The organism is Salegentibacter profundi, assembly GCF_054121475.1.
In genome coordinates this window covers 277,942-302,798 of record NZ_JBSYGG010000002.1, presented here as the reverse complement: position 1 = coordinate 302,798, position 24,857 = coordinate 277,942, and the positions used below count along the sequence as shown (strand labels likewise).

27 protein-coding genes and 1 pseudogene are annotated in these 24,857 nt (G+C 38.1%); 27 read left to right on the top strand and 1 reads right to left on the bottom strand.

The window, feature by feature from the left end; translation table 11 throughout:
* Window positions 1–37 precede the first annotated feature (37 nt).
* The 27 genes and pseudogenes from ACW6NC_RS04250 to ACW6NC_RS04120 all read left to right on the top strand — a co-directional run bounded on the left by ACW6NC_RS04250 (window position 38) and on the right by ACW6NC_RS04120 (window position 24,273).
* The gene (locus ACW6NC_RS04250; RefSeq protein WP_457863907.1) at window positions 38–1,717 is read left to right on the top strand and encodes a multicopper oxidase family protein; all 1,680 of its coding nucleotides are present in this window, start codon (window positions 38–40) and stop codon (window positions 1,715–1,717) included.
* A gap of 74 nt (window positions 1,718–1,791) precedes the next feature.
* Complete coding sequence (locus ACW6NC_RS04245; RefSeq protein ID WP_457863906.1) at window positions 1,792–2,406, top strand: hypothetical protein; 615 nt, start codon at window positions 1,792–1,794, stop codon at window positions 2,404–2,406.
* Window positions 2,407–2,416: 10 nt separating this feature from the next.
* Window positions 2,417–2,608 carry an SHOCT domain-containing protein gene (locus tag ACW6NC_RS04240; protein WP_034892159.1) on the top strand — a complete coding sequence of 64 codons (192 nt, stop codon included), beginning with the start codon at window positions 2,417–2,419 and terminating at the stop codon, window positions 2,606–2,608.
* Window positions 2,609–2,611: 3 nt separating this feature from the next.
* The gene (locus tag ACW6NC_RS04235; protein WP_034892162.1) at window positions 2,612–2,998 is read left to right on the top strand and encodes a DUF302 domain-containing protein; all 387 of its coding nucleotides are present in this window, start codon (window positions 2,612–2,614) and stop codon (window positions 2,996–2,998) included.
* A 24-nt stretch (window positions 2,999–3,022) separates the two neighbouring features.
* Window positions 3,023–3,190 carry a hypothetical protein gene (locus ACW6NC_RS04230; protein ID WP_156100710.1) on the top strand — a complete coding sequence of 56 codons (168 nt, stop codon included), beginning with the start codon at window positions 3,023–3,025 and terminating at the stop codon, window positions 3,188–3,190.
* A 170-nt stretch (window positions 3,191–3,360) separates the two neighbouring features.
* Window positions 3,361–4,050: a DUF2231 domain-containing protein gene (locus ACW6NC_RS04225; RefSeq protein ID WP_081891337.1), complete on the top strand. Its 690-nt coding sequence runs from the start codon at window positions 3,361–3,363 to the stop codon at window positions 4,048–4,050.
* A 9-nt stretch (window positions 4,051–4,059) separates the two neighbouring features.
* Window positions 4,060–5,556 (top strand): FMN-binding glutamate synthase family protein, encoded by a 1,497-nt coding sequence (locus ACW6NC_RS04220; RefSeq protein WP_457863905.1) that lies wholly within the window; start codon window positions 4,060–4,062, stop codon window positions 5,554–5,556.
* A gap of 102 nt (window positions 5,557–5,658) precedes the next feature.
* Window positions 5,659–6,366 (top strand): PepSY domain-containing protein, encoded by a 708-nt coding sequence (locus tag ACW6NC_RS04215; RefSeq protein ID WP_057481174.1) that lies wholly within the window; start codon window positions 5,659–5,661, stop codon window positions 6,364–6,366.
* Between the two features lie 37 nt (window positions 6,367–6,403).
* The gene (locus ACW6NC_RS04210) at window positions 6,404–6,976 is read left to right on the top strand and encodes a DUF3347 domain-containing protein (RefSeq protein ID WP_457863904.1); all 573 of its coding nucleotides are present in this window, start codon (window positions 6,404–6,406) and stop codon (window positions 6,974–6,976) included.
* Between the two features lie 339 nt (window positions 6,977–7,315).
* Entirely contained in the window at window positions 7,316–7,594 is a 279-nt protein-coding gene (locus tag ACW6NC_RS04205) for a helix-turn-helix domain-containing protein (protein ID WP_051931248.1), read from the top strand.
* A gap of 78 nt (window positions 7,595–7,672) precedes the next feature.
* Window positions 7,673–8,686, top strand: a complete 1,014-nt coding sequence (locus ACW6NC_RS04200; RefSeq protein ID WP_057481175.1) for a potassium channel family protein — start codon at window positions 7,673–7,675, stop codon at window positions 8,684–8,686.
* A 687-nt stretch (window positions 8,687–9,373) separates the two neighbouring features.
* Window positions 9,374–9,538, top strand: coding sequence for a hypothetical protein (locus ACW6NC_RS04195; RefSeq protein ID WP_169929152.1), 165 nt, complete (start codon window positions 9,374–9,376; stop codon window positions 9,536–9,538).
* A gap of 414 nt (window positions 9,539–9,952) precedes the next feature.
* Complete coding sequence (locus tag ACW6NC_RS04190) at window positions 9,953–10,147, top strand: hypothetical protein (protein WP_057481176.1); 195 nt, start codon at window positions 9,953–9,955, stop codon at window positions 10,145–10,147.
* Between the two features lie 5 nt (window positions 10,148–10,152).
* A complete protein-coding gene (locus tag ACW6NC_RS04185) occupies window positions 10,153–10,365 on the top strand; it encodes a helix-turn-helix domain-containing protein (RefSeq protein WP_346014347.1) in 213 nt (70 codons plus the stop codon).
* Between the two features lie 119 nt (window positions 10,366–10,484).
* Window positions 10,485–10,719, top strand: a pseudogene (locus tag ACW6NC_RS04180) (ArsR family transcriptional regulator); the annotation flags it as partial.
* Window positions 10,720–10,812: 93 nt separating this feature from the next.
* On the top strand, window positions 10,813–10,998 hold the full coding sequence (locus tag ACW6NC_RS04175) for a GDCCVxC domain-containing (seleno)protein (RefSeq protein WP_093302947.1): 186 nt from the start codon (window positions 10,813–10,815) through the stop codon (window positions 10,996–10,998).
* A 76-nt stretch (window positions 10,999–11,074) separates the two neighbouring features.
* Window positions 11,075–11,392, top strand: a complete 318-nt coding sequence (locus tag ACW6NC_RS04170) for a DUF6660 family protein (protein ID WP_243729645.1) — start codon at window positions 11,075–11,077, stop codon at window positions 11,390–11,392.
* A gap of 138 nt (window positions 11,393–11,530) precedes the next feature.
* Entirely contained in the window at window positions 11,531–15,964 is a 4,434-nt protein-coding gene (locus ACW6NC_RS04165) for a CusA/CzcA family heavy metal efflux RND transporter (protein WP_457863903.1), read from the top strand.
* A gap of 22 nt (window positions 15,965–15,986) precedes the next feature.
* Window positions 15,987–17,237, top strand: coding sequence for an efflux RND transporter periplasmic adaptor subunit (locus ACW6NC_RS04160; protein WP_243729709.1), 1,251 nt, complete (start codon window positions 15,987–15,989; stop codon window positions 17,235–17,237).
* A gap of 96 nt (window positions 17,238–17,333) precedes the next feature.
* A complete protein-coding gene (locus ACW6NC_RS04155) occupies window positions 17,334–17,690 on the top strand; it encodes a P-II family nitrogen regulator (protein WP_133549898.1) in 357 nt (118 codons plus the stop codon).
* Window positions 17,683–18,099, top strand: coding sequence for a Fur family transcriptional regulator (locus ACW6NC_RS04150; RefSeq protein ID WP_037322438.1), 417 nt, complete (start codon window positions 17,683–17,685; stop codon window positions 18,097–18,099). The genes ACW6NC_RS04155 and ACW6NC_RS04150 overlap by 8 nt, the downstream gene beginning before the upstream one ends.
* 77 nt (window positions 18,100–18,176) lie before the next feature.
* Window positions 18,177–18,809, top strand: coding sequence for a cation transporter (locus tag ACW6NC_RS04145; RefSeq protein ID WP_037321285.1), 633 nt, complete (start codon window positions 18,177–18,179; stop codon window positions 18,807–18,809).
* Window positions 18,810–18,824: 15 nt separating this feature from the next.
* Window positions 18,825–19,175 (top strand): SpoIIAA family protein, encoded by a 351-nt coding sequence (locus tag ACW6NC_RS04140; RefSeq protein WP_231563351.1) that lies wholly within the window; start codon window positions 18,825–18,827, stop codon window positions 19,173–19,175.
* A 12-nt stretch (window positions 19,176–19,187) separates the two neighbouring features.
* Window positions 19,188–21,734, top strand: a complete 2,547-nt coding sequence (locus ACW6NC_RS04135; protein WP_133549896.1) for a heavy metal translocating P-type ATPase — start codon at window positions 19,188–19,190, stop codon at window positions 21,732–21,734.
* Window positions 21,731–22,522, top strand: coding sequence for a cation transporter (locus ACW6NC_RS04130; protein ID WP_208109662.1), 792 nt, complete (start codon window positions 21,731–21,733; stop codon window positions 22,520–22,522). The genes ACW6NC_RS04135 and ACW6NC_RS04130 overlap by 4 nt, the downstream gene beginning before the upstream one ends.
* A gap of 27 nt (window positions 22,523–22,549) precedes the next feature.
* The gene (locus ACW6NC_RS04125) at window positions 22,550–23,050 is read left to right on the top strand and encodes a hypothetical protein (RefSeq protein ID WP_243729708.1); all 501 of its coding nucleotides are present in this window, start codon (window positions 22,550–22,552) and stop codon (window positions 23,048–23,050) included.
* Window positions 22,981–24,273, top strand: coding sequence for an efflux RND transporter permease subunit (locus tag ACW6NC_RS04120; protein ID WP_457863902.1), 1,293 nt, complete (start codon window positions 22,981–22,983; stop codon window positions 24,271–24,273). Before ACW6NC_RS04125 ends, ACW6NC_RS04120 begins: the two co-directional genes overlap by 70 nt.
* Before the next feature lie 86 nt (window positions 24,274–24,359).
* Here ACW6NC_RS04120 and ACW6NC_RS04115 read toward each other — a convergent pair whose 3' ends face one another.
* Window positions 24,360–24,845 (bottom strand): heavy-metal-associated domain-containing protein, encoded by a 486-nt coding sequence (locus ACW6NC_RS04115; RefSeq protein ID WP_034892175.1) that lies wholly within the window; start codon window positions 24,843–24,845, stop codon window positions 24,360–24,362.
* Between the last annotated feature and the right edge of the window lie 12 nt (window positions 24,846–24,857).

Sequence of the window (24,857 nt, the reverse complement as noted above, 5' to 3'; positions counted from 1 at the left end):
TGCTGAAATTGTTACGGATGCCATTCAAAATAATATAATGATGAAAAAAAACGTAAACAGAAGGAATTTTATACAAACTGCAAGCCTGGCAGCAGCAGGTTTCTATGTAATGCCTTTTTTTGCCTCCTGTAAATCGGATACCTCCACCCGGCATCCTGAGACCGTAAATAAAATGGACAAGGATTTTATTGCCGATTTAGATCTACAACTTACCGCATTACCTTCCCAGACCAGCATCTATCCAAACAGTAGTACCAAAACATATTCCTATAAAGCATCTATCATAAAAGGTAGCGAAGATAATTTACAAAATATAGAGGGTAGCTATTTAGGACCTGTTATTCGGGTAAAGAAAGGGGATAAGGTTAGGGTGAGGTATGAAAACCAGATTCCGGCCGAATCTATTGTGCACTGGCATGGCCTGCACGTGTCTCACGAGAATGATGGCCACCCAGAGCATGTAATAAGTGAAGGCGAAACCTACTATTATGAATTTGAAGTAATGAACAGGGCTGGAACGTATTGGTTTCACCCACATCCGCATAAACATACCGGGGAACAGGTATATAAGGGACTGGCAGGATTGTTTATCGTATCTGATAAAGAAGAAGGAAAATTAAATCTACCCCAGGGTGAATATGATATTCCCGTGGTGATCCAGGACAGGACTTTTAATGATAATAAACAGCTCCAATACCTGGGCGATGGAGAGATGGATCGAATGCAGGGTTTTTTAGGTGAGCAAATATTGATCAATGGTAAAATTGATAATACCCTGAACCTGAGCGCAAACGGGAAATATCGTTTAAGGCTCTTAAACGGTTCCAATTCCAGGGCTTATAAGTTGGCGTGGGACAATGGTGAACCTATCACAGTATTTGGTGTGGACGGGGGGCTATTGGAAGCGCCAAAAAAATTGCCCTATCTAATTTTAGGGCCAGCGCAGCGGGTAGATGTATGGTTGGATTTATCTCAACAGTCAGAAAATAGTCGTATTAAACTGGTCCATTTACCTATCCCACTGGACATGATGGGTGGTGGCATGATGAATGGCGGGATGATGGGAAATAGCAGTAGCAATCACTTGCCTTATGACACTCAGTTTGATATTCTGGAAATAAATGTGGGGGCTTTCGCAGAAAACAATGCTCAATTACCTGGTGAGCTCAGTTCTTTCAATACATTGGCGGCCACAGATGCCATCAATAAAGACAATACCAGGACTTTCACCTTCGCTATGGGCGGAATGATGGAATGGACCATTAACGGTCGCACCTATAATGGCACCGAAGTAGCCGAAGAAGAGACCGTGAAATTAGATACTACCGAAATTTGGCGTATCAATAATGGAAACCAGTTTTCTTCAGATCCTGATGATGACAGCGGAATGATGGGCGGCGGAATGCATGGCAACGGCGGAATGATGGGCGGTCAGGGAGGCATGGGAAATATGATGCAAATGCCACATCCTGTTCATATCCACCAATTACAATTCAACATCTTAAACCGAAACGCTGATAAGGTAGATGATAAGCTTTGGGAAGCAACCAAAGACGGTTTTATCAACGAAGGCTGGCAGGACAGCGTTTATCTTTTACCAGGAATGCAAATGGATTTGATCATGCGATTTGAAGACTATAAAGGATTGTTTCTATACCATTGCCATAATCTGGAGCATGAGGATATGGGCATGATGAGAAACTTTAAAATAGTGTAGAAAGGACAGGATAAGGGAATTATAAAAAATAAAACTGAACGATGAAAATTTTATTAACTCTAAAACAAAGTAAAATGAAAACAATTGTAAAAACCTTAATGATTATAGTAGCAGTAGGAACATTGGTAAGCTGTAAATCAACATTTAACGCTTCTGAAGCAATGGATGTTCCAGACAATCGAAACGCTGTTTACCAGGAAATTATTTCGAACCCAAACCAATTCAATGAATTCATTGATCTGGCACAACAAGACGAAGGGGCAAGAAAACTCATGATGCAAAACCATATGCAAATGATGGAATCTGGCAAAATGAAAGCCATGATGCAAAAGAACCCGGGGATGAAAAAAAAGATGAAATCCCACATGGAGAAAATGATGGATGATCCTGAAATGAAAGAAATGATGGGGAAAATGATGAAGAAGAAAATGAAGGAAAATCCGGAAATGAAAGAAAAAATGATGCATGAGATGATGCATTCCATGGAGAATGATCCTGGATTCAGAAAAAAAATGATGCAGGGAATGATGAAAAAAATGAAAGAAAACCTTGAAATGATGCAGGAAATGATGGAAAAAATGCATGATGATCCCGAGATGATGGAAAGAATGAAGCAACATATGGATAAAAAGAAAGGGGATGATTCCAAAAAAGAAGCCGGAAAACATGAACATAATCCAAAACCATAATTAGGGGATAATGATGATGTTTTGGTGGATTGTAATAGGGCTTATTGTCGTGGCAGCAGTCTTTCTGCCCTTAAGTAATTGGTTAGGTAAAAATCAGAGAACAGGCGATAGCCCTATACAAATACTTGAGAAAAGATACGCAAAGGGAGAAATAAGTAAAGAAGAATTTGAAGAGCAAAAAAATAATCTCAAAAGAAAATGACTTATGAAATACTATTTTAATAAAACGATAAAAGGAGATTTTGAGCAGGTAATTGATCAGGTAACCCGGGAACTGGAAAAAGAAGGCTTTGGCGTTTTAACTGAAATTGATGTTACTGGCACTTTAAAGAAGAAACTGGATGTGGATTTTAGAAACTATCGCATCCTGGGAGCATGTAATGCGCCTTACGCCCATAAGGCATTAGAGGTCGAAGATAAGATTGGCACCATGCTGCCTTGTAATGTTATAGTTCAGGAGAAAGAATCGGGCCAAATTGAAATTGCGGCCGTTAACCCTATAGCCTCGATGCAGGCTGTAGAAAATAAAGCTTTGGGAAAAGTTGCCCAGGAAATAAAAGGGAAACTCGAAAAAATTATTTCAAAATTATAGTTAGACGTTTTTAAAACTAACCAGATGAAAAATATGAAATTTATACTGTTGCTCGTTTTTATTGTAGGAATTAATTTTTCTTTAATGTCCTGTAGGGAAACCACAGAGACAGAGCATGACGATATGGATGATATGGAAATGCAGGATGAAGGGATGATGGAAGAAGATGATATGCAAATGGATCACGATTAGGATATGGATCTTGAAGGAGGTCACGATCATTAAACAACATATTTGATCAAAGTTTTTTGAAAATGGAGGGATTTTGTCTTAATATTAATTAGTTGAAAACTTCGATTCCTCTCCATTTTCTTTCCTACTTGCTTTATGACATATTTCTAATAACCAAAAAAAGATAACAGATGAAAAATTTTTTTCTCATATGCCTGGTTTCTTTGGTGCCAATTATGGTACAGGCTCAGGAAAATCATGAAAGCCACGAACACCCTTCAAACACTGAAGAACGAAATATTGAAAAGGATTCAATTCCTGCTCAAGATTTGGAGTCTAAAGAAACCAATGAAGAAAATTTAGAACAGCACAAGAATGAAGTGAAAGCCGGGTTGGACGAATTTCCAAACCTGCATCCTTTGGTTGTTCATTTTCCTATTGTCCTACTCATTTTTGGGGTAATTTTACAACTTATCCAAATTTTTATATTAAAACCTAATATGGATTGGGTGATTTTGCTTATGGTGGGTGTTGGCTTTATGGGAGCTTATATTGCCGGGGTATATGCCCATCCTCATACACATGATTTAACTGAAACAGCCAAAAGTGTGCTGGAACAACACGATAAATTTGCTGAATGGACTATCTATTCCAGTGCCATCGCGGCTACTTTAAAATTGGTGAGCGTGTTTTTACTTAAACAGAACCGCCTTTTTGAAATTTTAGTTTTTCTGGTGCTGGCTTTTTCAGCTTATTCAGTTTCAGAAGCTGGGCACTATGGCTCGCAATTAGTTTACCTTGAAGGCGTAGGACCACAGGGCAACTACCTGGAACCTGAAAAAACAAATGAGAATAGCAAAGACGAAGGACATTCGCATTAAATTGCATTTATGAGAAATTCTTTTTTAATAGGTTCTTTAGTGTCCGTGGTAGTGCTCACAATCCTTATATTGTGGCAGCCGAATTTATGGTGGGTAGCGGTTTTACTGCTTCCTGTTTATATTTTGGGCTTTAAAGATTATTTTCAAAAAGCGGACAACATACAGCGTAATTATCCTTTATTTGGTAGGCTTACCAATCTTTTAGAAGAACAACGCCACGTTTTGCAAGAAGCTTTGTTCCTTAATCGCACCGAGGGTATGCCCTTCAACTGGATCCAGAAAGAAATCGTTTATAAGCGGGCCGCAAACGCAAACAAGAATCAGCCCTTTGGCACCCAGTTATCTTATGAGAGTGTTGGCCGAGAACGGTTTTTGCATTCTACATTTCCGTCAAAGGAATTCCGGGATAATTATCGTATTAATATTGGAGGCCCAAATTGTACTAAACCCTACAGCTCAAGTATTTTAAATCTCGGGGCGATGAGTTATGGCTCTATAAGTAAAAATGCAACTTTGGCATTAAATGCTGGGGCTAAAATTGCAAATTTTGCACAAAATACAGGAGAGGGAGGTTTAACCCCATATCACAGGAAATACAAAGCTGATTTAATTTTTCAATTTGGCACGGGTTACTTTGGTTGCAGGAATAAGGAAGGGGATTTTGATGCTAAAAAATTTAAAAAAATAGCTGAAGATAAACTCGTGAAAATGATAGAAATTAAAATCTCACAAGGAGCTAAGCCAGGTTTTGGTGCTATACTTCCTGCCAGTAAAAATACCAGGGAGATTTCAGAATATAGGGATATTGAAGCACATACAGAGATTCATTCCCCGGCGCACCACAGTGCTTTCAGTAACCCTAACGAGTTGCTTAAATTTATCAAAGAATTACGTGATCTTTCCTCTGCAAAACCTATAGGGATTAAACTCTGTATTGGTTTAAAATTCGAATTTGATGAGATGATTGAAATATTTTCGAAAAATAAAGAAAATAATTTTCCAGATTTTATTGCGGTAGATGGAGCAGAAGGTGGTTCTGGGGCTGCAAGCATGGATGGATTACATTGGGGCGGAACACCTTTAATTGAGGCGCTCCACTTTGTGGATATAACTTTAAAAAAATATAATCTGCGCAAACATATTAAGGTTATAGCTGCGGGAAAAATAATTTCTTCTTTCGATATTTATAAAGCATTAGCCGTTGGGGCCGATGCTTGTTACAGTGCCAGGGGTATGATGTTTGCCCTGGGGTGTGTCCAATCTTTAAAATGCAATTTAAATACCTGCCCTACCGGAATAACCACTATGGATTCAAAGCGGGTAAAGGCTTTGGTAGTTGAGGATAAGAAACACAAAGTGGCTAATTATCATAAAAACACCATTCAGGGTTTAAAGGAATTGTTACTATCAATGGGTATCTCAGATAGAAATGGAATAAACAAAACCAGTATTGTAAGAAAAATTAGTGAGTCGGATAGTAAATCCTATAGTGAACTTTATAAGTGATCTTTAATGACTAAAAGTAAATTTGTAATGGATTACGTAGGTAAACGTAAACATAATTGCAAACGTAAAAAGAATAATCTAATATATGGAAGTTAATTAGAAATGGTGAAGAGAAAAACAGCGATGAAAATTCGTAAAGCCCATCGATATCTGGGAATCTTTATAGGCATTCAGTTCTTGATGTGGACTATTAGCGGGATGTATTTTAGCTGGACCGATATCGATGAAATTCACGGAGATCACTTTAAAAAATTGCCTCCTGAAACTTCAAATTTTGAAAATCTTGCCGGTATTTCCACGCTCATTCCAGAAATGAAAATTCATAGTATTAGTTTAAAAGAAGTTTCGGGAATGCCTTACTATTTTGTAAACAACGAAAAACTGGTACACGCACAAGATGGCAAAGTTATCGATGAAATTTCAGAAGAAGATGCCAAGAATATTGCGCAACGATATGTTAAAGATGATTTTAAAATAATTTCAGTAGAAAAAATCAACAAAGTCGGGGATCATCATGAATACCGTAGTGGATCTTTTCCGGCTTATGTTATTAATTATGCCCAACCTAAAAACCTAAAAGCCTATGTGGGTGCTACCGATGCAAGTTTTAAAACGGTACGTTATCGCGACTGGCGTTGGTTCGATTTTCTTTGGATGACCCATACCATGGATTACGAAGGAAGGGACGATTTTAATAACCTTATACTACGTATTTTTTCTCTTATGGGCCTTATAACGGTCTTGAGCGGTTTTTTACTCTGGTATATTTCATCACCATCAATAAGAAAATTTCAAAAAAAATTCAAATAAACCTAATTTTGAACATTAATAGCGATAAAATCGGAAAATGAAAAAAATAATTAGAAGCATAATAGTTTTAAGTCTCATTGCTGGAAGTTTAGCGATATTCTCCTGTAAAAATGACCAAAACACAAAGGATGCCCCAAAGCCTATGCAAAATGAAATGCACCAGCCAAACATTGTTGAAAATGCTGAAGCAAAAGGCTATGAGGATGAAGGATTGCAAGCAGAATTTAAGGATGAAAAAACTGCTGATCTCTATGACCTGTATGTAGCTATTAAAGACGCATTTGTAAATACCAATTCCCAAGCCGCTAGTGCAAAAGCAGCAGAACTTGCGGAAACGGCAACCAATAAGAAGGGTATAGTGGCTATTGCAAATGAAATTGCAGAAAGCGGTAATATAAATAAGCAGCGGGAAGCTTTTTCTAAACTTACAGAAGCTATGGAACCTGTTTTAAGGAATGCATTAGCCTCTGGAGAAATCTATAAGCAATACTGCCCCATGGCTTTTGAAGGAAAAGGAGACTATTGGTATTCAAATTCAAAAGATATTTTTAATCCATATTACGGAAATAAAATGTTGAAATGTGGTAGAGTTCAAGAAACAATCAAATAAGCGTAAGAATAACTTGCTTGGTTTTCGCACCTTGTAGGTTGTTCAAAAGTTTTTGGGTCAAAGTAAATAAAGGGTGCATAAATAAACGTGGTGTGCTAGAGGTGCTTATCTGGTAAAAGAAATTTTTAATAATTTGAATATTCCTTTTTCCGTGGTAAACCTTTGTGAGGCCATTATAGAAAGGAAGCTCTCTGCTGTTGAGAAAGAGCAACTATAAACAGAATTTGAAAAATTAGGGTTCGAGATCATTGAAAGCCGTAATGAAAAATTAATTAGATAAAATCCTTAATTATTAAAAAGGTTTATTCAAAAGACACCGCAAACGATAAATTTTCAACTATGCCTAGCTCGCACCTGCACTTCGATTATAGACATATAACCCACATCTTTACAGATAGGGAGGGACAGAGTATTCAGCAGCTTTACATCTCGGTTCGAATTGAACGCGTAAAAGAACTTTTAAATTACGATGATTGGAGTATCGCGATGATTGCAGATAACCTTGGATATTCCACAGCCGCCTATCTTTCAACTTCATTTAAAAAGGCAACTGGGCTTTCCCCTTCAGGTTATAGGAAGTTACAAGTAAAAGACCGGAAAAGTATAAATATGGTCTAAGTTTCCCTTGGTATGGAAGTTTAACAGGGTTAGCTTGTTCAAGGGGCTACTTAGGTCAAATAAAATAAAGCATAAAATATGAACATTCTTTCAATCTTAGGCATAATTATTTATCTATTAATTGTGTTAGATGTTATTCAAACAACTCTTTCCTTGCAGGGTGGGGGGTGGTTAACCAGCCGGTTTTCCCATTTTTTCTGGAAAGGATTTTTAAATATTTCTGGCAAAGACGGAAGCTCAAAATTTTTAAGTCATGCAGGTTATATCCTGCTTATTGCAATTGTAATAATTTGGGTCTTTGCCCTGTGGAGTAGTATGGTGTTGATTTTATATTCCAATCCTGGATCAATAATTCAAAGTTCCACCAAGACCACCGCAGGATTATGGGAGGTAATATATTATAGCGGTTTTACCCTCTCCACTCTGGGCGTTGGTGATTTTATAGCGGCAGGAAATTATTGGAGGCTACTAACCACTATTTATTCCTTTACAGGTCTTATTCTTCTTACTATGTCGGTAACTTATTTTATTCCCGTTCTTTCAGCAGTTATAGACCAACAAAAATTGGGGATAAAACTTAGTACCTTAGGAAGCACACCGCAAGAAATTGTACTTAATTCCTGGAATAAAAAAGACTTTTCAAGACTGACGAATAAAATTGATGATATATCCGACTCTATTATTAAATACAGCCAGCATCATAGAACATATCCGGTTATTCATTATTTCCACAACCCAAATCAAAGTAACAATGTAGTTTTGCAACTGGCGCGCCTATACGAGGCATTAGTTATCCTTACCCATAAAATAAAAAAGGAAAAACAGCCCCCCTTAGAAGATATTCGGCCTTTGATTGTAGCTTTTGAAAATTATTTTAAAATTATATCTGAAGTTACCCATATCAATATTAAAGAAAAAAATACTGCAAAAATTTCGGTTGCAATTTTGCAGGAACACGGCTTGGTGTCTACCACTATAGAACAAAAAGATATAGAAGAAAATATTATGGAAAAACGTAGGTTTTTTAAAACCTTATTATATCAGGATGGTTGGGAATGGGCTGATGTTGAGAAAGAAAAGCTTAAAATTTAAAGTGCTTTGTTAAATATCTTTAGAATTGAAACATCTTGGTAGAATTTTAAAACCCCATTTAGTTTTTAGTTTATAATTTCAACATTATGAGAAATGAGAAATTAATTCATGCGTTTCGACGTTACATTATTCATTACAGTTATTGGCTGATGCCTGTCTAGATGAAAATAATGTAAAGATGATGAAAGATTGGATTAGAATTGACAAGATATGTGCTGAAGTTTATGCCACTTAAAACCATTTTAGTACAAGCTATAGCGATGTGAATGACTTAATATTGTAAAAAAGTATGTCTGGATTGTGTGCAGGTTTGTAAAGAATGTGTAGAAGCTTATTTGACTTAAGTGGACGTGAATTAGTTATTTGATACCCGTTTAGCCCATATTTTTTATTTACGATTTAGCGGGATACGTCAGTTTTTGAACCTATTGGAATATTACGTCTTTTTTGAGGTCGCGACCGGTGAATTGCCAGCTTGAGGCTCTTAATCTATAATATTTAGTGTTTTTGTAGTTCTTGAAAATACTCTTTCATTTCACTGTCAAATATGCGTTTAAAGTAATTTCAGGGCGATCTTTTGCCTATGACTACTTAATAAATTAGGGCGATCATAACTTTTGATTTTAGCTAATTATAAGAAATAACTCTTAACTGGGCAATTTTGACTAATCATATAAATATAATATAATGAGTGCAAATAGAAGAGAGAGAAGAAAAAATAAAAACAGGAAAAAGTCAAAATCCAAGAAAGATACTGTTTCCAAAAAAGATAAAATTTATGGTATTCTTGCTTTAATTATTTTGTTTTTTGCAGCCTTATTTGCTGCCATTTCTTTTGCTTTTATGGCTTAGAGTATATATTTAAAACCTAAATTATGATTAATACTCTTTATCGAGTTATCAATTTAAGTTCCATTTTAAATGACCAGAATAATGCGGGTACTTCTAAATAATTTAAGATGTTTGGGCCTAATGAATTTACCTTAAAGACATATTTATATTATATTCTGCCACCAATCCACGAATACTTTCTACAATTTATTGGTGGATTCGTGGCTCCTTTGCGCATTTTTGGGCAGACTAAGAATATTCTATCGTCCCGGTAATTGACTTTATAACTCCAACTCTTTATATTAAAAATATGGTGTGTGCACGCTGTATAAGCTCAGTCGCGTTTATCTTAGATAAGTTGAAAATTTCTTACAGTGTCATCAAACTGTGTGAAGTATATTTAGAATAAGAATTAAATGAACAAACAAAAACCTTTTGAAAAAAGAACTTCGGAATTCTGGTTTTAGTCTAAAAACCGATCGAAAAAGTCAACTCATTGAACAAATGAAAAGCCTGGTAGTGGAAAAAATTCACCACTCCAATAAGTTTTTCGATATAAAATGGCCAGAATTTATAAGTGAAAAATTACATCTTAACTATAAGTACCTTAGCTCTTTTTTTCTGCTGTAGAAGGCATAGCATTTGAGTTATACATCATCAACCAGAAAATTGAATGTGTTAAAGAATTCATTGATTATTATAAATTGACTTTAAGTGAGATAGTTTTTAAACTAGATTATAGTAGCGTTGCCTATTTAAGCAATCAGTTCAAAAAAGTAATGGGAATAGCACCCACGCAGTTTAAGAAATCTGTGGACAAACACCGAAAGTCATTGGATGAGATTTGATTAAAGGATTTTAAAAACCAAGGATTGTTTAAAAGTTTACAGTTATTTGCATTATTATTCAAGTATTTTGTTAAATCATACGATAAATATATAATTGTTGTTACTTTGAGTAAAAAAAGATGAGCCTAGAAATAACTTCTCCACGGAATGAAGGGGACAAGAAGCAAATATCGTCTTCCAAGGAAACAATATAATAATTCGGACGGCTTTAAGGCAATAAGCAAAATTCTGTCTCTTGCGGAAAGCGGGGTACGACTGAAAATCCTATTCCTGTTGAACATAGAGAATGAATTGTGCCCTTGCGATATAGCTGACATTCTTAAAATGAGTGTTCCCGCCGTATCTCAGAATATCTGTCTTGACACTAATTGCTGGAACAAGCGATATGGAAATTTAGCAAACAAATAACACAACACGTTATAAGGTAACCGACAAAAGAAAAAGTTAATGGAAACTACTATATTAAAATCAGAAATCACCTATCCTGAATGTGGGCAAAAAAAGAGAAGTAATGTTAGTAGAATCTTGCCAATTTTTTACGAGGGTGGGAATTGTAAAACGGTTTTAAAACCAAAAGGAGGTATTTGTTGTGTTTACTGTTCATACCGAACTGAATCTTGCCCACCAATTTAAAAAAATAATAGAGGCTGATGGTTTACTTTGCATACCCTGTGCATGCATATTTAATTATCTTTGTAATGTGAAAATAATGGCACTCATATTATCGCTTTATGTACTCGGGCTTAATTTATTAGCCTGTAATGATAATGATACTTCACAATTGAATTCTGATTCAGAAGTAACAGTGATTGCTGCCCAGGATTTAGATTTCGACCATTCACATGATAAAGTAGTGGATTTATGCCCTCCTTTTTGTAGTTGTCATTGCTGCCATGTGCATACAGTAGATTTTGGTTCTTCAAATTTCAAAGCTTTGATTGCGGAAATTCCATCAAAAGCTTTTCTTCATTTTGATAGTTCAGTGGAAGAACCTATACTTTCCTTTTTAGATCCTCCAAAAGTTTAATTCAGTTTTTTTAAAGGATAATTATATCCTTTTTTGACCAAATCCTGGTTCTCATACTAGATCCTTGGTCCTATTGATAGATTTTGTTAGGCACAAAATTATTATCAAGAATTTTAACTGAATTAAATTTTTATTTATATGATTAATAAGATAATCGCATTTTCCATTAATAATAAATTTATTATTGGACTACTTACCTTAGCGCTGATAGGGACGGGTATTTGGTCCATGATGACCGTCAACCTGGGATCGGTGCCAGATATTACTAACAATCAGGTTCAGGTGATCACCCAGTCGCCAAATCTTGCCACAGAAGATATTGAACAATTTGTAACCTATCCCGTAGAACTTTCGATGGGTAATTTACCTGGAGTTACAGAGATTCGCTCTATTTCACGGTTTGGACTTTCGGTAGTTACTATTGTTTTTAAAGATGATATGGGAACTTATCTCCCTCGTCAACTAGTACAGGAAAAACTTAATGAATTGGGAGAAACCATTCCCGATAAATTTGGAAGTCCTGCTATGGGACCTATTTCAACCGGATTGGGTCAAATTTATGAGTATACCATAAAGCCAAAGGAGGGATACGAAACTGAATATTCTCCCATGGAACTACGAACTATTCAGGACTGGATAATCAAGCGACAACTTACCTTGCTGGAAGGTGTGGTGGAAGTAAATTCTTTTGGAGGCTCCATAAAACAATATGAGGTAGCAATCAATCCTGAGAAATTAAACAGTATGGGTATAAGTATCTCTGAGGTTTATGAGGCGCTGGCCCGAAACAATGTGAATACCGGTGGAGCTTATATTGAGAAAAATAAAATGTCAAATTTTATTAGAGGTGAAGGTTTAATCCGTTCACTGGAGGATATAAGGAAAATTGCTATTACTACCGAAAATTCTATTCCGATAACTATTGGAGATGTTGCGGAAGATGTTCAGTTTGGAAATCAGGTACGCTACGGAGCTTTCACTCAAGACGGAGAGGAAGCCGTAGGCGGGATAATAATGATGTTAAAAGGCGCCAATCCCAATGCCGTAATTCAGGATGTTAAAGATAGGATGGCAGAAGTTGAAAAGTCACTTCCTGAAGGTTTGACCATAGAGCCAATTATTGATCGGAGTGAATTAATAGCACGAACAACCGATACTGTTAAAACAAATTTACTGGAAGGTGCATTGATAGTGATTTTTGCCCTGGTATTGTTATTAGGTAGTCTAAGAGGTGGACTTATTACTGCTACCACTATTCCCTTATCACTGCTTTTTGCTTTTATTTTAATGAAACAATTCAATGTCTGGGCCAATCTAATGAGTTTGGGCGCTATTGACTTTGGAATCATTATAGACGGTGCAGTGATTATCATCGAGGGAACCGTGTATGAAATACAAAAACGGATAAGATCTGGCAAGGTGAAATTCAATCAGGCTAAAATGGATGAAGTAGCCTATGATGCTGGGAGCACGATGATGAGTTCCGCATTTTTTGGACAGATTATAATTCTTATTGTATTCACGCCTATACTTTTTCTTACGGGGGTAGAAGGTAAAATGTTTAAGCCGATGGCGTACACTTTCGGTTTTGCCATGATAGGTGCTATTTTCTTATGCCTTACCTATGTCCCTATGATGTCTGCCCTATTTATGAAACCCATTCAGAATAAAAAGAACTGGTTTGGAAGGTTTGAACGCTGGCTGGAAAGGATAAGTGATAAGATAATTGGTGGAATACAAAGGGTATATATGCCTTTACTGAAAGGGGCATTAAAACTGAAGCTCATTGTTGTAGGTGCTGCTGCTGTTCTACTTGTATTAGCCGGTTTCCTTTTTTCCAGAATGGGAGGAGAATTTGTGCCTCAACTTGATGAAGGGGATATCGCCATGCAGGCTTTAATCAGACCAGGAAGTTCATTAACAGAGTCTATTGAAGTTTCCAAAAAAATAGAAAATATCCTTCTAGAAAATTTTCCTGAAATTAAAACAGCAACAGCAAGAATTGGAGTAGCGGACATCCCAACAGATCCAATGCCGATGGATATAGCAGATATGTACCTGATTCTTGAAAAAGATAAGGATAATTGGACAACCGCTGAAACTAAAGAAGGACTTATAGCGCAAATCAAGGAAAAACTCAATAAAGAACTTACTGGGGTAAACCTTGTGTTTACGCAACCTGTAGAATTAAGGTTCAACGAATTATTAGAGGGGGTTAGAGAAGATATTGCGGTTAAACTATATGGAGAGGACCTGGGGGTGTTGTCGGAAAAGGTACAGGAAATGGCCAGTATTATCCAAACCGTGCCTGGTGCAGGAGACGTAAACGCGGAGCGAACATCAGGCCTCCCACAAATGACCGTTAAATTTAACCGTGATAAAATTGCGCAATATGGACTGGATATCCAAAAAGCCAATGATTACATAAGTACAGCTTTTGCAGGAGGAACAGCCGGAGTCATTTTTGAAGGAGAAAAACGATTTGATCTGGTAGTAAGATTTGATGAAGATCATAGAAAGAATATTGATGATTTGCGTGGTATGTATATCGATCTTCCAGACGGAACTCAGGTGCCTATAAAAGAAATAGCAGATATTGAGTATGTTCCGGGGCCTATGCAAATTTCAAGAGATGATACCTACAGAAGAACCTATGTGGGTGTAAACGCCCGGGGAAGGGATGTAGAGTCTGTGGTGAACGACATTCAGCAAAAATTAGATGAGGAATTAGAATTGCCACCAGGTTATTATATTACTTATGGAGGGGAGTTCGAAAACCTTCAGAGTGCCAAAGACCGATTAGTGATTGTGGTACCGATAGCCTTATTCCTGATTTTCGTGCTTCTATATTTTGCCTTAAAATCTTTTTCCCAATCTATCATGATCTATATGGCGATACCATTGGCTGCTATCGGAGGTGTTTTTGCCCTTTGGTTAAGAGGTATGCCATTTAGCATTTCCGCAGGTGTAGGCTTCATTGTTCTGTTTGGTGTTGCAGTTTTAAACGGACTGGTACTAATAAATAGATTCAATTCTTTAAAAGAAGAAGGAGTAACCAGTATAAGAGATAGAATTTTTACAGGAACCAAAGAACGAATACGACCTATTATGTTAACAGCAACAACAGATATTTTCGGTTTTTTACCAATGGCATTTTCCACATCTGCCGGTGCAGAAGTTCAACAACCACTTGCTACAGTTGTTATAGGTGGTATGCTTACGGCTACCTTGCTTACGCTGGTGGTTCTTCCTGTCCTTTATACATTTGTAGAGAAGAGACGGGAGAAAAAGGAACAGAACAAGCTTGGTTCTTCCAATTCACGATCTTTAGCTACGATTTTGATAATTGGCTTTGTTTTGGGCGGAACCTTTTCTGTAAATGCACAATCTGATGCAATGTCATCTGAATATTCACAACAGGATTCTTTACAAACTATTAGTTTGCAAGAGGCTAAAGAAATGGCAATCCAAAACTTTCCGCAATTAAAAGCTGCTCAACTTGAAATTGAAAGTGAGGAAGTATTGCGTAAAACCGCCTATGATTTTGGAAATACCCAAATCTTTACAGGAAAAGAAGAAGTAGGAAATGGCTCTAATGGGGTCTATACTCAAATTGGCGTCCAACAGCAAGGCATTGATATTTTTGGAATTGCCCCCCGGTTAAAATTGCAGAAAGAAAGGGTTGCCCTTGCTGAAAGTGCCTTAGAGTTATCTACTATTGAAATTGAACGTGAAGTAAGCAGGGCCTGGGCCTCGGTTTATACAACTAAAAGGACATTCCAGGTTTATAGAAAAATGGATTCAATTTTTGAAGATATTGAAAGGGCTGCAAGAATCAGGTATGAAACAGAGGCCACCTCCAAATTGGAATATCTTGCTACCTCCAACCAGGCGAACGAGGTTAAAATACAGCTGGAACAATCGTACCGAGATTACCTGAAATCAATACAGCGTTTAAACCTATGGTTCGTTAGTGACACAATCTATGATGTACCAGATTTGCCTGTTGAAACTTTAGACGAACCTTTAAACTTTCTGGTAGAGTCGCTTGAAAATCATCCGTTGCTACAGGTTTCGGAACAAAGGATAGATGTTGCCAAAGCGGTTACCAGAGAACGAAAATCTGAATTTTTGCCCAAATTTCAGGGTCAGTACGGTAGGCAGGAAATAGCCGGGCAATCGGGTTTCTTCCAATATCAAATAGGAATTCAAATTCCGCTGTTTTTTGGGCCGGAATTAGGCCGTACACAGGAAGCACAAGTAAATAGACAGATTGCAGAGCAAAACTTTTATCAGGATAAAATCGAACTGGAAACCGCCTATAAAAATATGCGTGAAGACTATATCAAATGGAGAAACTCATGGAATTATTATAGGGATGAAGCACTTCCTTTAGCACAGGAACAACAGGAAGGGTCAGTATTAGCATTTAAAGAGGGAGCTATAGATTATATAACTTTCCTTCAAAATATAAGGGATGCCATTAGAATTGAGGTAAATGCCTGGAGTGCTTTTAATGATTATCTCGACAGCCGTTACCAACTGGAATATTACCTTAAGAATTCAAATTAAAAATTAAAATAAGAAAATCGATATGAATACAAGATCAATAAATATTTTAATGCTTGCCTTAACGCTCAGCATATTCTTTGGATGTAAAGAAAATCCTGAGGAAGGGGATGACGCTTCCAGTGAAACTGCAACTACTAATACCGAAGAAGGTGAAAATCACGGTGAGGAAGGAGATGAAGAACACGGTGAAGAAGAAGGTGGGATGCGTTCGGTACATCTTTCAGAAATGAAATTCAATAGTCTGGGGATTAAAGTAGATACCTTACCTAAAAAAGCTTTGTCCGGTATTGTGGAAGCCAATGGCCAGTTAGAAGTGCCGCCACAATATGAGGCTACCGTGACGGCAGTTTTAGGCGGTAATATAACTTCTATAAAGGTTATTGAGGGGGATAAGGTAAATAAAGGTCAGGTACTGGCTTATCTTTCTCACCCAAATTTAACCAGAATGCAGTCTGATTATATTAATGCATATAGCAGGATGCAATTTTTGGAAAAGGAATTTGAAAGACAGAAACGTTTATATGAAGCAGAGGTAGGATCTGGAAAATCTTTTCAACAAACCCAGGCAGATTACCAGTCTGTACAAGGTGAAGTGCGGGGGTACGAATCGCAATTGCGCCAGTTAAACCTAAATGCTTCCCAGGTTAGAGACGGTGAATTATATGAATATATTCCGGTAGTAAGCCCAATTGGAGGTTATATAGAAAAAGTACTGGTGCAGATAGGACAGTATGTGGAGCCGCAAACCAGCATGTTTATGGTAGTTGATAATGAACATGTTCATGCCGATCTAATGGTTTTTGAAAAAGATATTTATAAGGTGAAAGAAGGCCAAAAGATTGAGTTTACACTGGAATCGGTTCCAGGCAGTAATTTAACCGGGGAAATTTATTCAGTGGGGAAACAATTTGAACAAAACCCCAAAGCGGTACATGTGCATGCAGAAATCGATAATAAAGAAGATTTTCTAATTCCGGGGATGTATATAAACGGAAAAATCAGGACCGGTGAAGAAGCTGTTCCTGCCTTACCGGAAGAAGCAATAATTGAAGAAGAAGGAAATCCCTACATCTTTACGGCCCAAAAACACCAGGAAGATGGTGAAACCGAATGGGAATTGAAACCAGTGCAGGTTAGAACGGGAATAAATGAAGATGGTTGGGTTGAAATTAAACTGCTGGAGCCTCTGCCTGAAGGTACGTTGGTTGCCTATAATAATGCCTATTATCTGGTTTCTGAAATGCAGAAAAGCCAGACTTCCCATGGTCATTAAATTAAAAAAATTAGATGGATGGACTCTCTGTTAAATGTTTGTCTTAATTAAAATTCCAGAGGGTTCATCCTTAATACTAAAATTAATATTACAGCAATGAAAGAAATAAAAGCATTTATAAAACCGAAACGAGTTCAAAATGTAATTGAAGCTCTTAGTGAAAGCGGATTTAAAAGTATGACCCTTTCCCAGGGAGAAGGGACCGGAGCATTTAAAGCAAAAGGCGCATCGCCTTCTTTGGATTTCCGTGTAACCGACAGCCCGGTGGTAAAGTTAGAACTGGTATGTCAAAATGAAGAAGCACAATCAGCAATCGATATTATACTTGAGAATTCAAAAACAACTGAACCCGGTGATGGAATTATTTATCTTTCAGATATTGAAGATGCCTTCCGAATAAAAACCGGAGAATCTTTGAATCGATCTGGATTAAATAATGATGGAAATGAGTGATATCGAAAAAAATTTAGAGGCACACGAAGTTCGGCCAACAGCCATGCGTATCCTGATCTATAAATTTATGGCCAAAAAAGACAGGGCTGTAACCCTTACCGAAATTGAGAATGCTTTTGGAAAAGCAGACCGGGCTACATTATCTCGAACAATACGCACATTTGAAGCAAATGACATTGTGCATCAAATAGATGATGGCACAGGCATACCAAAATATGCGCTCTGTGAAAGTGATTGTAATTGCGAAGTAGAACAGGACTTACACATCCACTTTCATTGCAATAATTGTGATGAAACTGTTTGTTTGACCGATCATAAGATTCCACATATTAACCTGCCAGAGGGATATATGGCAGAAAATGTAAACCTGGTAGTAAAGGGAATATGTGAGAAATGTAGTGGTGTTTAATTTTTGAAGAGCAAGGAAGCATATAAAAAAGAGGTGAAAATGGAACTATATAGTATGGAGATTACCAAAATCAGTTTATGGAAACGGAAAGAAAAAACGATTTAAAAAAGGCAAGAACGCTTCAAATATGGAATGTCATTTATGATACCATTGAAGTAATAGTATCTCTAATTGCAGGAATAACTGCCAATAGTTCTGCTCTTATAGGATGGGCACTGGACAGTACAATAGAAGTGATAAGTGCGGCCACTTTAGGCTGGCGGCTGCATGGCGAGCTCAAGGGCATTGACGAAGAAAAAGTCAAAAAACGCAAGAAGATCACCCTTTATGTAATTGCAGTATCATTTACGTTGGTCTGCATATTCATCTCGTATGATTCAATCACAAAACTCCTTAGTCAGGAAACTGCAAGTTGGAGTACTATGGGATTAATCATTTTAATTATTTCTCTAATTATCAATCCCATTCTTATCTATTTCAAAAGAAAATATGGACATAAGCTGGACAGCCCAGCTTTACTTGCCGATGCCAAGGATACCTTTATCTGCCTATACCAAACCGTAGTTGTTCTTGCCGGTTTACTATTGGTTAACTGGCTGGGCTGGTGGTGGGCAGATCCTGTCGCGGCACTGCTCATTGTACCTTATGCAGCAAAGGAAGGTTGGGAAGCCTATACTAAAGGAAGAGAAATCAAGTATAACATCACTTAAAAGACAGACATAACTATGATCCATATAACCAAAACAGAAAAAAGCAATTTGATACCCGCTACTATCTATGGTAAGATCACTAAGGAGGATGCAGAAAAAATTAATCCCTTGATACATAATATTGTTAAAAATGGGGATAATGTGGATTTCTTTTTTGAGCTGGTTAATTTTAAGGGTTATAATCTCAAAGGCTTGTGGGAAGATTTAAAGGTTGATGCAGCTCATATTTCCAATTATGGAAAAATGGCATTTGTGGGTGCGAAAGAATGGCAGCAATGGGCTGTTGGAGCTACTAACTTTTTTACTGCTCGGAAGTTAAATATTTCGACCTTACCGAAAAGGAAGAGGCTAACAGATGGATTTTAAACCAATAGGGATATGAAAAAATTACAACTGAAAATTCCGGTATTGCTACCTCAGGTGCCGAATGAAAAAGATACCTGTGTACAAAGACTTATTAATGATCTAGAAGCCGAAGAAGGACTTGAGAGGGTTCATATAGCAGATGAAAAGGAAGATTCGGTTCCACTTCTTTGTTTTCATTATGATCCTGACGTTATCTCTATTGATCGCATTCAATCTTTGGCAGAAAGGACAGGAGCAAAAATTACAGAGAAATATGGACATCTTCTTATAGAAGTCGATGGAATTAGACATACCCGACATGCAAGGACTATAGAAAAGAGTCTGCTGAATATCAAAGGTGTGTTGGAAGCTTCTGCCAATGCGGGAGGAATGATCCGTTTAGAATATGATAAACATAAGACCACTTTTAATGAGATAATCACAAAGCTTGAAAAAGAAAACTTACAAGTCAAGAAAAGCTCCTCTTTTCGTGAAAATGGCTTTAATTCTTCAGAAAAAACTTCTGATGAATTAAATAAAGGAAATAAGATGAGTCAGGAACAACAGCATGAAGATAAGGATGTCCAGAATCAAAAAGAAGCTGATAGCCACGGTGCCGGCGAAGAACATTCCCACTCCCACGGAGGTATTTTTGGGAAAAATACAGAGCTTATTTTTGCTATCATTTGTGGTGTTTTATTGGGAATAGGTTTTGGATTATCCTTTGTAGAATCAGTTCCGCAATGGGTGAGCCTTGCACTTTATATTGGAGCCTATTTCTTTGGGGGCTTTTATACCGCGAAAGAAGCTGTGGAAACTGTAGCCAAAGGCGGATTTGAGATTGACTTTCTAATGCTGGTTGCAGCTATTGGAGCAGCTATTTTGGGCGAATGGGCTGAAGGTGCCTTGTTACTATTTCTTTTTAGTCTTGGGCACGCATTGGAACATTATGCAATGAACAAAGCACGAAAATCTATAGCCGCATTGGCAGAGCTGGCACCAAAAACAGCCCTGCTCAAAAAAGATGGTAAGACGGAAGAAATTGGTATCGAAAAGTTGAGTATTGGCGATATCATTGTAGTGAAACCAAATAGTAAAATATCAGCAGATGGCGTGGTGGTAGATGGGCAGAGTAGTGTAAACCAGGCTCCAATAACCGGGGAGAGTGTCCCGGTAGATAAAGTTCCCGTGGAAGACATCGAAAAGGATTATTCTACGGAAGATGATATCAAGGATGAAAACCGGGTTTTTGCAGGTACAATTAACGGTAACAACACCCTTGAAATAAAGGTAATCAAAGCAGCCAAAGATTCAACGCTTTCCCGATTGTTGCAACTAGTCAACGAAGCGCAGACCCAAAAATCACCAACCCAGTTGCTTACCGATAGGTTCGAAAAATATTTTGTGCCCTCAGTCCTTATTTTGGTCGGGATTCTTTTGTTCGCTTTTTTAGTTATTGACGAACCTTTTAGCGCCAGCTTTTACAGGGCCATGGCGGTACTGGTAGCTGCAAGTCCCTGTGCATTGGCAATCTCGACCCCCAGTGCTGTATTGAGTGGTGTGGCCAGGGCCGCCCGCGGTGGGGTATTAATCAAAGGAGGCCGCCCACTGGAAGATCTTGGAGAACTGACCGCTCTTGCCTTCGATAAGACCGGAACTCTAACGGAAGGAAAGCCAAAACTTACTCAAGTAGTAGCCCTTGGGGATATTTCAGACAATGAACTTCTCAAGATAGTAGTAGCCGTGGAAAGTTTAAGTGATCATCCCCTGGCAAAAGCTGTAGTTCGTGATGGAAAGGAGCGTCTGGAAGGTGAGGAAATCCCGGATGCTTCCAATCTGGAAGCCGTGTTAGGGAAAGGTATTAAAGCAACATTAGGAAATGATAAGATCTATGTTGGGAACCTCGATCTGTACGAAGGGCTTGATGAGAGTACACCTTCCGACAAAATAACTACGAAAGTGCGTGGTCTTGAAGGTGGTGGAAATACAACGATGCTTATTCGGAAAAATAAAGAATATATAGGCATCATCGCCTTAATGGATACCCCACGGGAGGCAGCAAAAAAGACCCTTTCTGAATTAAAGGAAATAGGTATTAAGCGAATGATCATGCTTACTGGTGATAACCAGAAGGTAGCAGACGCAGTAGCAGAAGAAATAGGATTGACTGATGCCTGGGGTAGTTTATTGCCAGAAGAAAAGGTAGAAGCAATTAAAAAACTGAAAGAGAAAGAATCTAAAGTAGCAATGGTAGGCGATGGTGTTAATGATGCGCCTGCCATGGCAAATAGCACCGTAGGAATCGCTATGGGCGCTGCGGGAAGTGATGTCGCCTTAGAAACCGCTGATATTGCTCTTATGGCCGATAAATTGGAAACCCTTCCCTTTGCAATAGGATTGAGTAGACAATCTAAATCTATTATCAAGCAGAACCTTTGGGTAAGTTTGGGAATTGTGGCTTTGCTTATCCCAGCAACAATTTTTGGTTTTGCAAATATTGGAGTAGCGGTAGTTATACACGAAGGTTCCACACTCCTTGTAGTATTTAATGCATTAAGACTTTTAGCTTATAAAAAATGAAAAAAAGCACCTTTATAGTCAGTCAAATGGACTGCCCTTCCGAGGAGCAGATGATCAGGATGAAATTGGAAACTTTTGAACAGATAAAATATCTCGACTTTGATATTCCCAATAGGAAATTGGAAGTATATCACGTTAACGGTATCAAAGCGATACAAATATCTATAGCCAGCTTAAAACTTGGAGATTCCTTTGAGGGCACCACAGAAGCCGAACCACCCGTAATGGAAGACCAATCCAAACAAAAAAGAATCCTTTGGTGGGTTTTGGGCATCAACTTTAGCTTTTTTGTTATTGAAATGACCACCGGTTGGATATCTGGCTCAATGGGACTTATCGCCGACTCGCTTGATATGCTGGCAGATTCGATAGTTTATGCACTAAGCTTATTTGCAGTGGGAGGTGCTGTTTCAAGAAAAAAGAAAGTCGCAAAATTTAGCGGCTATTTTCAAATGTTTTTAGCGACTCTGGGATTCGTAGAAGTCTTACGCAGGTTTCTTATGAGTAGTGAAACTCCCTTATTTCAATGGATGATTATAATTTCTTTTTTAGCACTTGCCGGAAACTTAATCTCATTATGGCTAATCAACAAGGCTAAAAGTAACGAAGTCCACATGCAAGCTAGTGCCATTTTTACTTCAAATGATATTATCGTGAACGGCGGTGTAATTTTGGCGGGAGTTTTGGTTTATTTTTTAGGAAGTAAATGGCCAGATTTGATCATTGGAGGTATTGTCTTCACATTTGTGATGCGTGGGGCGATTAAAATATTGAAGCTTTCACGATGAGAGTAATATAAAAAAAGAACGATAAAAATGAATGTCTGGTTGTGGGTAGGCGTTTTAATACTTGCGGCGTGGGCTGCTCATTGGGGGGCTGATCAACTTCTAACCCCCTTAAAAATGCTTCGTAAACAGTGGGGTCTGACGGCTTCTGCCGGAGCCGCTTTTCTTGCAATTGTAACGGCAAGTCCCGAAGTGGCAATAAATATTACTAGCGCCGCCCGTGGTGTATCTGATATCGGGTTGGGAAATTTGCTGGGTTCCAATATAATTTCCATCCCACTCATGGTAACCATTGCCTATTTCGCTTCCAGAAAGAAATTTAAAAACAACAAGGAGCATCAAAAACATTTGGATGCCAACCTGCTGGCTCTAAACAAACGTTCCGTTGCGGTATTATCTATACCCTACCTGGTAATTATCGCTTTAGTGGCTATACTAACACTACCAAAAGCATGCTTGAAATGGCTGAAGTGGATGTGGTTACCAGAAGGACTGGTAGGGCTGAACTGGACGAGCATGCCCAGGGAGTAAATGCCGCCGAGATCGATGTACCATTCACCCTGGAAGATAAATCGAAGGAGGAGTTTTTTGAAGAGGTACGGAAGAAATTAAGTATCGTTCCGGGGGTTAATATTACGCTGGGGCAGCCCATTGCTCACCGTATCGATCATATGCTTTCAGGTACGAGAGCCAATATCGCAATTAAGATCTTTGGACCCGATCTTCAACAGCTATATGAAATAGGTAAAAACGTGGAGGAGAATATTACTCCTATCGATGGGCTTGCCGATGTAGCTGTTGATCAGCAGATCGAAGTACCACAGATCAAGATAAGCCCAAAACGACAGATCCTTTCAGCTTATGGAATGACCGTAGGACTGTTAATGGAGCAGGTAGATATCGCCTTTGCCGGTCACGAAGTTGGTGAGATTTATGAAGGTCAGAAGTATTTTGACCTGGTGGTGCGTTATAAGGAGGATGTTAGAAACAGCATTGAAAAAATCAGAACTGCCTTGATAGGATTGCCAAATGGTTCACAGGTTCCATTGGAACAGCTCGCTAGTGTTTCTTCTGTAAGCAGTCCTAATACCATTAGCCGGGAAGATGTGCAAAGGAAAATCGTTGTTGCTGCCAATGTGCAGGGTCGGGATTTAAGAAGTGCGGTGGAAGAGATCCAGGTAACCGTGAATTCTTCAGTGACTATTCCCGAAGGTTACAGGGTACAATATAGCGGACAATTTGAAAGTGAATCCAGAGCTTCACAAATGCTGTTGATCACTGCCATTATTGCAATCTTCGTGATTTTCCTCCTGTTGTATTTTGAATTCAACAATGTGAAACTCGCTTTTGTTGTGCTTATCAATTTACCCCTGGCTTTGATTGGTGGAATCTTAATCGTATACTTTACTTCAGGAATTGTAAGTATAGCTTCCACGATAGGTTTTATCAGTTTATTTGGGATCGCGACACGAAACGGAATTCTGCTGGTTTCGAGATATGAAGATCTACGGAAGGAAGGCCTTAGGGGTTATGAGCTCATTAAATCTGGTGCGCTCGACAGGTTAAATCCAATTCTGATGACCGCGTTTACCACAGGACTGGCACTTATTCCGCTAGCTTTAAAAGGAGGCGAACCGGGAAGTGAGATTCAAAGCCCAATGGCGGTGGTGATACTTGGAGGATTGCTCTCAGCAACGGTACTAAACCTGGTTGTGATACCTTGTGTGTATGAATTAGTTACGAGGGAAGATTAATTCATTTCTAAAATTTTAAAAAAAATTGGCGGGCTCGATGTAGAGTCCGCCATTAATTAATGTTCTTTAAAACTCCCTTTTTCCGGCTAATAAACCTGGGTGATATTTAATTTCCACTTATTAGTTAAATTACCGTCTTCTTCATCCTGAACTATCCCTTTTACTTTTACAATTCCGGGTTTTAACCTGGAACGTAAGTTGGTAGAAGTTGCTTCAGCTATCTTAAAAGTTTCTTTCCCGGTTTGTATTGCATAAGTGCCATCCTGCTCAACGAAGTTGCCCTTTATAACTATTTCGGCATTCTTAGCTGAAAAACCATTCTTTTTTACTTCCTCCTGAATTTGCCTAAGGCTCAAGTTATTGTTATTTGCCAAATCAAGATAAGCTTTACCGTCATTCAGGCTAACCTGCACTTTTTCCAGGCCATCCAATTTTTCAAGACCTCGCTCCAGTCCATAAGCACAGGGGGCACAGTCCATTCCAAATACTTCCTGATCTATTTTCTGAATCTGGGCATTGGAACTAAAACTTCCAAATACCACAACTACAATTAATAATACTATTTTTTTCATCTGTTTATTTTA